The following is an 8,967-nucleotide window of genomic DNA, read 5'->3' as shown; positions in this document are numbered from 1 at the left end:
CAGGGCGCGCACGCCGGCCCAGCCGGCCACGGCGGGGGCGGCGGGTCCCGAGGTGGGGGAGAGCGGGACGGGCACCCCGGCCCCGTCCAGAACACCGTGGCAGAGCCGCTTGTCGAAAAGGACCGACAGCTCACCGGGGTCGTCGAGCACGGTGGCGCCGGCCGCGACCGCCTCGCGCGCCAGCGCGTGGACGGCGGCCGTGAAGCGTCCGTACCAACGCGCCGTGCCCTCCACCCGGGTGGGGTCACCCGCCCCGCGCAGCAGCAACTCGACCTCCCCGTCCTCGCCGGGCGAATCGATCCGTACGGTCTCTCCCGCCGCGAACCCGGCCGCCGACGCGCTGTCCGCGCGCAGCACGTCGCGCCAGGCCACCACCCGGGCGGGCGGCAGCCCGGCGGCCCGTACGGCGTCCTGGAACAGCGTGACGCGGCGATTGGCCGGGTTGCCGACCACCACAAGACGACGGGGCGGGCTCATCGTCACTCCGCGACCGCGGTGTAGCGGTCCTCGCGGTCCTCCTCGTCCTGATGGTCCGACAGGTCGACCTCCACCCCGGCCGCGCCGAGCGTGGCCCGCAACCGCTCCCGCATCGCCTCGCCCACGAAGTGGTGGTGGAGGTCGAGCTTCTTGAGGTGCGTGAGCGGCTGTCCCGCGAGCAGCGCCCCCACACCGTCGTCGCCGAGCGCGCCCATCGACAGGTCGAGCGTCTCCAGGCCCGCGACGACCGGGGCGCCCGCGAGGGCGGTGGCTATCTCGTCCTGGATCTGGCTGTTGCGCAGCGCCAGATATCGCAGCTCGGGCAGCCGGGACCCGGCGAGGATCGGCGCGAGGTCGGCGATCTCCGCGTTCGCGCCGTACCACGACGTACCGAGCCACAGGTCCAGGTGCTCCAGGGCGGGGAAGTCGCTCGCCGCCACACCCCGTACCACTTCGGCGTCCAGGCCGCCCGCCTCGATGGTGAGCGAGCGCAACCGCTCGTGCTTGACGGCGGGGAAGCCCAGCCCCTGCCCGCCGCGCACCCCGAACTCGTGGAGCGCGGGGAAGGCGTCGAGCAGCGGTGTCACCAGACCCTGGTTGATCCAGGAGATCTCGCACTCGTCGAAGGTGATGTCACCGAGGAAGAGCGCGCGCAGCCCGGGAAGTTGGCGACTGATCGCCACCAGGGAGTTGACCACTTCCTCGGGGCCCGAGTCGTAGGGGTCGCTCCAGGAGCCGACGACCAGGGCCCTGACCTCGCCGAGGTCCACGGCCTTGGCGAAACGGCCGAACGCCTCCTCCCACGCCTCCTCCGCGTCGTACGAGTCGACCGAGATGCGCCAGGCCACGGACGCGGCGGCCGGGAGCCCGCCGGCCGGCTCCCCGCTCGTGTCCCCTGCGGGGAAGTCGAGGACGGGCAGGCCGTACAGCTCCTGCATGTGGTGGGAAATGGCCATGGTGAAGGCTCCAGACACCGTGCGGCGTTGGTCGGTGGGCGTGTGCGAGAAGTTGTACCAACTCCCACTGACAACGCCCCTCGCGGGGGCGGGCGGAGTGCATGCCTCCGCCTTTGCCGGGGGCCGGTTGTCAGACCCTGCCGCTAGCGTCGTTCACAGGTCGGCGCACTCGGCGCCGCCGACGAGGGGAGAGCCATGTTCCGGCAAGGAGACGTGCTCATCATGCCCGTGGCGGAGGAGTCGGTGCCGTCGGGCGCCACGGACGCGGTGGGTGAACCGCGCGACGGACGGGGCCGGTTGGTCCTGGCGCTCGGCGAGGTCACCGGCCACGCGCACGCCGTGACCGGCCGCGGCCGGCTGATCCGTGAACCGGGCTCGGCGGAGGGGCCGATGCTGCTCCATCTCCCGGAGGGCGGGCGGGTGGTGCACGAGGAACACGCGGCGATACCACTGCCGCGCGGCTGGTTCCGGGTGGTGCGCCAGCGGGAGTACCTGCCGGGATCGGTGCGGGTCGTCGCGGACTGAGCGTGGCGGGCCGCGGCTGTTTTGGCGAGGCGGCGGGACAGTACGGACATGGGACAGCACGGGCTCAGCAGGCACACGGGCATACGGGCCGTGGAGGCCTGGTCGGACAGGGACAACAGGGGAGACGGGGCAGCGGACATGAATGACGTGGACACATGGCGGGGCGTCGCGGCGGCGACGGGCGCGGCGGACCGGTCGGCGGCCGAGCGGGGCGTACGGCTGGCGTACCGCACGGCCGGCCTGGCGGAGCCGGAGCGGATCATCTGGGCGGAGTCGCCGCTGGCCGGGGTGGCGGCGGTCCGGTCGCTCGACAGCCAGGGACGTTCGGTGCGTGACGCGGTGCGGACCAGTCCCTGGGCGGCCGAACGGCGGCGGATGCACGACGCGCTGGGCCCCGCGGGCTGGGCCGCGCACTGGAACACCACCGGCGCCCGGCTCTGGGACACCACGCGGGCTCTCGCCGAGCGGATACGGACCGGCGTGGGGGACACCCTCGCCGGGAAGCCGGAGGAGGCGGAGGAGATCCGCCCGGTGCTGCTCGACGCCGTCCTCGGACAGCACGACGCCGCCTGGCTCGTCGCCTTCGACGGGTGCGGCGAGCGGCTCGAAGGGCTCGCCGAGGTGGCCAGGCACGCGGGCTGGTGGTGGCCGTACGAGAACGCGGTGGTGATCTGCGAACGCCCCGTCGCCCTGCACCGGGACGAGGCGGGCCGGCTCGACCGCTCCGACGGCCCCGCCCTCGCCTACGCGGACGGCTTCGCCCTGTACGCCTGGCGCGGCATGCCCGTTCCGGCGGAATTCCTCGACGAGCTGGCGTCCCTGACGCCCGAGCGGATCCGCGGCGAGAGCAACGCCGAGCTGCGCCGCGTCATGCTGGAGCACTACGGCTACGACCGGTTCCTCGCCGACTCGGGCGCACAGCCGGTGCACCGCGACGAGACGGGCATCCTGTGGCGGATAGCCCTCGCCGACGACGAGGACGTCGTGACGGTCGAGGTGGTCAACTCCACCCCCGAGCCGGACGGCACGAGCCGTACGTACTGGCTGCGTGTCCCACCCACCACCAGGACCGCCAAGGAGGGCGTCGCATGGACCTTCGGACTGTCGTCCGAGGCGTACGAACCGGTGCGGCAGACCTGAGCCGCCGCACCGGCGCCGCGCTGTCAGATCTTCACCGCCAGCAGTTCGTCCAGTCCTATCAGACCCGCGTCGCCCTGCCCCGTACAGGCGTAGGCACCCGCCACCGCGCCGAGCGCGGCGCAGGCTTCGAGGTCCCGCCCGGCCAGGCGGCCGTAGAGGAAACCGGAGAGGTACGCGTCCCCCGCACCGTTGGAGTCCACCACCGGCGCGGGCGGGGCGGTGGCCCGCACCGGGCGCGGGGTCCGGCTGCCTTCCCGGGTCATCACGTACGAGCCGCCCGCGCCGGCCGTCGCGACGACGGCCTCGGCCTGGCCCTCGCGCAGGATCTCCCGCATCACGGAGGCTATGCGTTCGCGCGCCCCGGCGGCGCTGAGGAACACCAGGTCGGCGCGGAAGGCGAACTCCCGGTGGTAGTCGTCGAGTCCGTTCCAGTCCTGGAGGTCGGTCGACACCGGCACCCCGAGCGCCTCTATGTCGTCGAAGAGGAACCGGGTGAAGTGGGTGAGGGACAGGTGGACATGACGGGCGCGCCGCAGGTGCGGCAGGTAGAAGTCACGCGGCATCCGGAGGTCGTCCGGGTCCCTGGCGTCGAAGAACGACATCCGGCGGCCCGTCTTGTCGACCAGATTGACCGCACGGCGGGTCCCCGCGGGCGACGGCAGTGTCTCGAAGTCCACGTTCCCGTCGCTGAGCCGGGCGCGGACCTGTTCACCGGGCCAGTCGTCCCCGAGGAAGTCGAGGAACTTCACCCCCAGCCCGAGGGTCCGGCAGCCGAGGGCCACGTTGCCGCCGGTGTGCCCCGGCCATTCGTGGATCGGACCCACGCCGACGGAATCGGCGAGCGGGACGGGCAGCGAGTTGACGCGGACGACGGTGTCCACACCGCCGCCCCCGATGACCAACACGTCGAGCGGGGGCGGTTCGGACTGATCGGTCTGGTCGGTCTGGTCGGTCTGCTGCTGGGCCACCGTCTGCCTTTCCGGTTCCGGACGTCCGTTCGCGGTCACAGTACGGCCGTGGGGCCCGCTGTCACGCCCCGGGGCGGCCCGGGTTCCGGGGCGGTCGGGCTGAGGGCGGGCGGGCATGTCAAAGATAGGATTTTGATTCCGGATGTGAGGCGTGCCGGGGAATCCCGGGGGCAGCGTGGACGTTGCATACGCGTGGTCGGGAGGGCGGGACGTCTTGTTCCGCTCGACCCGCACGCACGTACGTCCCCGGCCATAATGGGGGCGACACCGAACCTCCAGGAGGTGCTGTGACAGGCGCTGTTTCTCCCCCTTCGTTGCGCTCCCGACTGCGCTCGCTGCGACCTGCGGCCTTCGGGGCCGATTCGGCGGGGAAGCGGCTGGAGCGGATCCTCGCCTCGCCCAATTTCGCCGACGGCGTCTTCCAGAACCCGGTGGGTGCGCGGATCAGGCCGTCCGGTGTCGGCAAGGACCTGGCGAAGACCTACCTGGAGAAGGAGGCGCGGGCCCTGCGGGCCCCCGCCGGCACCATCCCCGTACATCCGACGACCCTTGCCGAGCTGGCGACGCCTCCGGCGTCCGGCCTGCGGGTCACCTGGATGGGCCATTCGAGCGTGCTCGCCGAGATCGACGGGCGGCGCGTGCTCTTCGACCCGGTCTGGGGCGACCGCTGCTCGCCGTTCGCGTTCGCGGGACCCAAGCGGCTGCACCCCGTGCCCGTACCGCTCGCGTCGCTCGGTCCTGTCGACGTCGTCGTGATCTCGCACGACCACTACGACCATCTTGATCTGCCCACGATCAAGGCGCTCGTCTCCACGGACACCGTCTTCGCCGTTCCGCTCGGCGTCGGCGCGCACCTGGAGAAGTGGGGTGTGCCCGCGTCGCGCCTGCGCGAGCTGGACTGGAACGAGACCACCGAGGTGGCCGGGATCAACCTGACCGCCACCCCCGCGCGGCACTTCTGCGGGCGGGGCCTGCGGAACCAGCAGGTCACCCTGTGGGCGTCCTGGGTCGCGGCGGGGCCCGAGCACCGGGTCTACCACAGCGGCGACACGGGCTACTTCCCCGGCTTCAAGGACATCGGTACGGAACACGGCCCGTTCGACGCGACCATGATCCAGATCGGTGCGTACAGCGAGTACTGGCCGGACATCCACATGACCCCGGCCGAGGGCATGCGGGCCCACCTGGACCTTCAGGGCGGCCGGCCGTCGGGCGTGATGCTGCCGATCCACTGGGGCACCTTCAACCTGGCCCCGCACCCGTGGTCCGAGCCCGGCGAGGGCACGATCACGGCGGCGGCGGAGGCGGGCGCCGAGATCGCGCTGCCGCGTCCGGGCGAGCCGTTCGAACCGGGCGGTGGGGCGGTTCCCACCACGCCCTGGTGGCGTCCGGTGGCGGTGACACCGGCCGGGGGGTGGCCTGCGCCTGCTGGCCCTTCTGTGGCGGGGGGCGATGTGGAAGCGGACGCCGGTGCGGATGCTGGTGCTGGGGCGGGTGGAGCCGCCGAAACCGCGTCTTCCGCCAAGGGGTGATCGCTGGGCTGGGCGCTTGGCCGGGGTGGTGGGTGTCAAGCGTGGATCACCCTTGTTCCGTGTTCCTGGAACGGTGCGGTCAGGGGTTTTGCCTCTGTGCCGGTGATCAGGGTGTGTATTGCTTCTGGGGGGCAGATTCGGGCGAACGCTCGGGTGGTCAGTTTTGAGTGGTCTGCTACTACGGTGACGTTTTCTGCCCTTTCTGCTAGCAGTGCGTTGACCTGTGCCTCGCGTTCGTCGTGTGCGGTGGCTCCTGTTCGGGCGTCGAGGGCGTCCACTCCCAGGAAGACCATGTCCAGGCTGATCTCGTTCAGGAGGTGGCGGGCCAGAGGGCCTACCAGTTCGTACGACTGCGGCAGTGCTACGCCGCCGGTTGTCACGATCTTGATGTGGGGGCGGACCGCCAGTTCGTGGGCGATGTTGAGCGCGTTGGTGACGATGGTGAGTGCCGGGTCGGCGGCGCTGCCTGTGAGGTCGCCGCGGGTTGCCAGCGTCCTTGCCACCTCTGATGTTGTCGTTCCGCCGTTGAGGCCCACCACCATGCCCCGGCGGACCAGGGCCGCGGCTGCTCGGGCGATGCGTTCCTTCTCCGAGGCGTGGCGTACCGCCCGGTAGCGCAGGGGGAGTTCGTACGACACCGAGTGCGCCACGGCTCCGCCTCGCGTGCGCGTCAGCAACTGCTGCTCGCCCAGGTGGTCCAGGTCGCGGCGGACCGTTGCCACGGACACGCCCAGCTCGGCGGCCACCGCCTCCACCTCCAGCTGATGCCGCTCGGCCAGGAGGTCGAGCAGGGCGGTGTGCCGTTCGTGCCGGTTCACTGCGTCTCCTTTGTCGCGTGACTGATGCTTGGTTTTGATCGAAAAGCTCATCTAGCATGCAGGAACCATCATAGTGGGAGTGGAGACCATGAGTTTTGTCGAGACGGAACTGGCCGACCAGCCTGAATCCTGGGTGCGGGCGGCGGCGTTGGCCGAGGGTCTGAAGGAGCAGTTGCCTGCGCCTGGGGAGCGCACGGCTGTTGTCGGCTGTGGCACCTCGTTCTTCATGGCGCGTGCGTACGCCGCGCTCCGGGAGGGCGCCGGGCTGGGGGAGACCGACGCCTTCGCCGCGTCCGAGTTCCCCTCGGGTCGCCGGTACGACCGGGTCGTCGCCCTGACCCGGTCCGGCACCACCACCGAGGTCCTGGCTCTGCTCGCGGGCGTGCGGGGGTCCGTCCGTACCACCGCGATCACCGGGGATCCGCGGACGCCGGTCCGTACCGCCGCGGACGACCTCATTGTTCTCGACTTCGCCGATGAACGGTCCGTCGTCCAGACACGGTTCGCCACCACTGCTCTGACGCTGCTCCGTGCTCACCTCGGGCTGCACAGCGACTCTGTTGTCGCGGACGCCAGGACGGCTCTTGCCGAGCCGCTGCCCGTAGGTGTTGTGGACTGCACTCAGTTCACCTTTCTCGGGCGGGGCTGGACCGTCGGCCTCGCGGAGGAGGGTGCGCTGAAGATGCGGGAGGCCGCTCTCGCGTGGACCGAGGCGTACCCGGCCATGGAGTACCGCCACGGGCCCATCAGCATCACCACCGGCGGCACCGCGACGTGGATCCTCGGGCCGGCCCCCGACGGCCTCGCCGAGCAGGTCGCGGCGACCGGCGGACTGTGGGTGGCGGGCCGGCTCGACCCGCTGGCCGAACTGGTACGGATCCAGCGCCTCGCGCTCGCCCTGGCGGATCTGCGCGGTCTCGACCCGGACCGGCCGCGTCACCTGACCCGTTCGGTGATCCTGCCCTAGCGTCTGTCCTGGGGGTGCGTGGCATTCGTGCTGGTGTGCGATGCCTCATACCAGAGCGGGATGCTCTGTGGGCAACTTCGTCAACTGTCCACCGCGCCCGAACTCTTGGCGACTACTGTGAGTGCGCGGTGATCAACGGAGGGCTCCGGCGGCGTGCGCCGGACCCGATGTCGGCGCCGCAGCCGACCACCAGCAACGCCGATTCCTGGGGCCCCACGTACCGAGGACACTGATGTCTCAACTTCGCGCACCCGCCGCGCGGCCGGACCGCCGCGAAGCCGGGCGGCACGGCCGGCCGGGCGCCCGTTCGCTGCCCTCCCCGGGCCGGCGGAACAGGCCCGCACCACCGGACGCCCGTATACGTCCCCAACTCCTGCGCACCGCTGTTCTGCCCGCGATAGTCGCGGCGCTGAGCGGCGCGGCCGCCGTGGTCCTGACCTTCCGCTCCACCGCGGCCGAGCCCACCCTCGTGGTCTGGGCGGCCCTGTTCGGCATGGCGCTGGTCGCCTTCGCCGCCGTCGCGGCGGCGGCCCTCGGCGCGGACCGTACCGCGCGGTCGCTGATCGACCGCTGCAACGCCCTGCGCCGGTCCAGCGCGCGCGGACAGGCCGACCTGCGCGCCGTCGTGGAGCAGCTCAGGCGTGGCGAGCGCGTGCCCCCGCGCCGTACGCCACCGCCCGCCGTCGTGGGCGGGGACGAGTTCGACCTGCTCGCCGAGGAGTTGAGACGGTCCCAGGAGACGGCTGTCACCACCGTCGTGCAGGCGTCCCGGCTCTCCAGCAGCGTCGGCAACGAGCAGAAGGTCGAGGTCTTCGTCAACCTCGCCCGCCGCCTCCAGTCCCTGGTCCACCGGGAGATCCAGCTGCTGGACGACCTGGAGAACGAGGTCGAGGACCCGGAGCTGTTGAAGGGGCTCTTCCACGTCGACCATCTGGCGACCCGGATCCGCCGGCACGCGGAGAACCTCGCCGTCCTGGGCGGCGCGATCTCCCGCAGGCAGTGGAGCAAGCCGGTCACGATGACCGAGGTGCTGCGGTCCGCGATCGCCGAGGTCGAGCAGTACCCCCGGATCAAACTGGTGCCGCCGATCGACGGCACGCTGCGCGGCCACGCCGTCGCCGACGTCATCCACCTGCTCGCCGAACTGGTCGAGAACGCCACCCTGTTCTCCGCCCCGCACACCCAAGTCCTGCTGCGCGTGCAGTATGTGACGGCCGGTCTGGCCATCGAGGTCGAGGACCGCGGGCTCGGGATGGCGTCCGACGAGCGGAAGAAGATGAACGGGCTGCTCGCCGACCCCGACCAGGTCAACGTCGCGCACCTGCTCCAGGACGGCCGCATCGGTCTGTTCGTCGTCTCCGCGCTGGCGCGCCGGCACGGCATCGCGGTGCGGTTGCAGTCCAACATCTACGGCGGGATCCAGGCGGTGCTCGTCCTGCCGCAGGCGCTGCTCGGCGGGGATCCCTCGGCGCTCGACGGGCGGGACGGGGCCGCGGTCGGTCCGGCGGGCGCGGGCGCCGGTCCGGGTGTGGTTCCCGGTGTGGGGGTGGCGGGTCCGGTCAGCGGTACGGTCCCGGCCGCGCC

The 8,967-nt window shown here is 71.8% G+C and carries 8 protein-coding genes and 1 pseudogene; 5 read left to right on the top strand and 4 right to left on the bottom strand.

The annotated features are described in order from the left end of the window. Both GT042_RS19740 and GT042_RS19735 read right to left on the bottom strand, forming a co-directional pair. A pseudogene (locus tag GT042_RS19740) lies at nt 1-477 on the bottom strand (hypothetical protein); the annotation flags it as partial. Between the two features lie 2 nt (nt 478-479). Then, the gene (locus tag GT042_RS19735; protein WP_161310054.1) at nt 480-1,433 is read right to left on the bottom strand and encodes an STM4015 family protein; all 954 of its coding nucleotides are present in this window, start codon (nt 1,431-1,433) and stop codon (nt 480-482) included. Between the two features lie 195 nt (nt 1,434-1,628). Between GT042_RS19735 and GT042_RS19730 the strand changes: the two genes are divergently transcribed. After that, nucleotides 1,629-1,958: a hypothetical protein gene (locus GT042_RS19730; protein WP_161310053.1), complete on the top strand. Its 330-nt coding sequence runs from the start codon at nt 1,629-1,631 to the stop codon at nt 1,956-1,958. 138 nt (nt 1,959-2,096) lie between these two features. After that, nucleotides 2,097-3,098: a DUF6745 domain-containing protein gene (locus GT042_RS19725; protein WP_161310055.1), complete on the top strand. Its 1,002-nt coding sequence runs from the start codon at nt 2,097-2,099 to the stop codon at nt 3,096-3,098. Nucleotides 3,099-3,121: 23 nt separating this feature from the next. Here GT042_RS19725 and GT042_RS19720 read toward each other — a convergent pair whose 3' ends face one another. Then, a complete protein-coding gene (locus tag GT042_RS19720) occupies nt 3,122-4,000 on the bottom strand; it encodes a carbohydrate kinase family protein (RefSeq protein WP_237530969.1) in 879 nt (292 codons plus the stop codon). Between the two features lie 353 nt (nt 4,001-4,353). On the opposite strand from GT042_RS19720, the gene GT042_RS19715 reads away from it, so the two are divergent. Further along, nucleotides 4,354-5,598: an MBL fold metallo-hydrolase gene (locus GT042_RS19715; RefSeq protein WP_161310051.1), complete on the top strand. Its 1,245-nt coding sequence runs from the start codon at nt 4,354-4,356 to the stop codon at nt 5,596-5,598. A gap of 35 nt (nt 5,599-5,633) precedes the next feature. Here the strand turns inward: GT042_RS19715 and GT042_RS19710 are convergent, their stop codons facing one another. After that, entirely contained in the window at nt 5,634-6,416 is a 783-nt protein-coding gene (locus GT042_RS19710; protein ID WP_161310050.1) for a DeoR/GlpR family DNA-binding transcription regulator, read from the bottom strand. 88 nt (nt 6,417-6,504) lie between these two features. Here GT042_RS19710 and GT042_RS19705 point away from each other — a divergent pair, with 88 nt between their 5' ends. Together GT042_RS19705 and GT042_RS19700 are read left to right on the top strand one after the other, a co-directional pair. Further along, nucleotides 6,505-7,383, top strand: a complete 879-nt coding sequence (locus tag GT042_RS19705) for a sugar isomerase (RefSeq protein WP_161310049.1) — start codon at nt 6,505-6,507, stop codon at nt 7,381-7,383. 232 nt (nt 7,384-7,615) lie between these two features. Further along, nucleotides 7,616-8,967: ATP-binding protein (locus GT042_RS19700; RefSeq protein ID WP_237530968.1), on the top strand; the 1,352-nt coding region annotated here is incomplete at its 3' end.

This window comes from Streptomyces sp. SID3212, from assembly GCF_009865405.1.
GTDB lineage: Bacteria > Actinomycetota > Actinomycetes > Streptomycetales > Streptomycetaceae > Streptomyces.
This window is presented reverse-complemented; position numbering and strand designations above follow the sequence as displayed.